The sequence below is a fragment of the Vibrio sp. 10N.222.48.A3 genome (assembly GCF_041475345.1).
Lineage (GTDB): Bacteria > Pseudomonadota > Gammaproteobacteria > Enterobacterales > Vibrionaceae > Vibrio > Vibrio tasmaniensis_A.
The window spans coordinates 1-2026 of sequence record NZ_JBFRVX010001374.1 but is presented as its reverse complement, the minus strand read 5'-3'; the positions used below and the strand labels follow the sequence as shown (position 1 = coordinate 2026).

At 45.2% G+C, this 2026-nt stretch carries 2 protein-coding genes; both read right to left on the bottom strand.

Annotated elements, in window-relative coordinates:
• A partial coding sequence (locus tag AB4653_RS26450) for a glutamate--tRNA ligase family protein (protein ID WP_372105709.1) occupies positions 1-171 on the bottom strand: 171 nt, incomplete at its 3' end.
• A gap of 302 nt (positions 172-473) precedes the next feature.
• On the bottom strand, positions 474-2026 hold a 1553-nt coding region (nagE, locus tag AB4653_RS26445), incomplete at its 5' end, for an N-acetylglucosamine-specific PTS transporter subunit IIBC (RefSeq protein WP_372105708.1).

Sequence of the window (2026 nt, the reverse complement as noted above, 5' to 3'; positions counted from 1 at the left end):
GTCCTGAGCAATACCAAAGTTCAAGCAAATAGATTTAGCGTGACCAATGTGCAGGTAGCCATTTGGCTCCGGCGGGAAACGAGTATGCACGCTACTGTGTGTACCATCCGCTAAATCTTTATCGATAATTTGGCGAATGAAATTCGATGGACGAGCCTCAGCTTCACTCATCTATAGCACCTCTATGTATTTAGTATTGTCAGAGAAAGTTATCTTTTGTACCAATGAAAATGGTCGCTTACAGCGCCTGTCAAAGATAGAAAGATCATTGTTGCTAATCATCCACAATTCTTCGCCTTTGCACAATAAGAACCGTCCGTTAATTGCGATTATTTCTGCTATTCGATGAAGAATAGAACGAACCGGGTTCATTGACCTTAAACAGTAGGCACAAAAAAGCCTCCCGTTTGGGAGGCTTTCAATTTGAAACTTACTTAAGAGTAACTTTACTTCTTAATTAAGTACTTCCGTCACTATGGAAGTTTTACATCAGATAGGTCTTCACCTGCACCTATAGCTTTCATTTCGCCAGCTACGATTTCAGCTAGTGGGCCTAGGATAACCTGTAGGTTGTTTTCACCTAGTTTAACCACACCTTTAGCGCCAAGCTTCTTAAGAACAGCTTCATCTGCGATAGAGCGGTCTTTAAGAGTTAGACGTAGACGAGTGATACAAGCGTCGATTGAAGTTAGGTTGTCGTGACCACCTAGTGCTTTCAGGTATTGACGTGCAACTTCACCTTTTGGTGCGTCGCCAGCAGGAGCTGCTACAGCTTCGTCATCATCTTCACGACCTGGCGATTTCAAGTTGAAAGCGCGGATTGCGAAAGAGAAAGTGAAGAAGTATAAAGCACCGAAACCAAGACCGATTAGTAGTAGTACGAATGGTTTAGTTGCTAGACCCCAGTTCAATACGAAGTCGATAAGACCAGCAGAGAAACCGAAACCGTGCAGAGTACCAAACATGTTTGCAACTACTAGAGACAGACCTGTAAATACAGCGTGCATTGCGTATAGAGCAGGAGCTAGGAATACGAACATGAATTCTAGCGGCTCTGTGATACCTGTTAGGAATGAACAGAATGCAACTGAGAACAGTGCGCCACCAACTTGGCTGCGTTTTTCAGCAGGAGCAGCTAGGTACATTGCAAGTGCAGCACCTGGTAGACCGAACATCATTACAGGGAAGAAACCGTTCATGAACACGCCAGCGCCTTTATCGCCACCGAAGAAACGGTGTAGGTCGCCAGATTTAACAGTTTCAGTCACTTCTTTAACTACAGTAGTGATTTCTGGAGTTACAGAGTTAGCGAATGTGAATGTGTGCTCTTGGCCAACAACTAGAGTTTTAGCTAGTGATGGGTCAACACAAAGTTGAGTGATGTTAGCGAATGCGCCTTGACCAGCAACGATGATTTCTTGACATGTACCCATACCGAACCAGAAGTATGAGTTCAATACGTGGTGTAGACCTACAGGGATAAGTGCACGGTTAAGAGTACCGTAAACGAATTGACCAATAGCGCCAGATGTTGATACTGCGTGAGCCAGTGCGTCTAGACCAGATTGAACACCAGGCCAAACCACACCAGACACAGCACCTGCAACAAGTGCAAATAGACCAGCCATGATAGGTACTAAACGTTTACCCGCAAAGAAAGCCAGCCACTCAGGAAGACGTGTTGCATGGAAAGCGTTGTAAGAGTGACCTGCGATGATACCAGCGAAGATACCGCCGAAGAATGACATGTTTACGTCAGCGTTAATTGTTGTTGCTGTCGCTGTTAGTACGAAGTAAGCAACTGCACCAGCAAGACCTGCTGCGCCGTTACCGTCTTTAGAAAGACCAATCGCGATACCTAGACCAAATAGCAATGGTAGGTTACCGAAGATCGCTCCACCAGCTTCTGCCATGAATGGAATATCAAGTAGATCGCCTTGACCTAAACGTAGTAGAAGCGCCGCAATCGGAAGTGTTGCGATAGGTAGCATTAATGCCTTACCTAGCTTCTGTGCATATCCTAGAA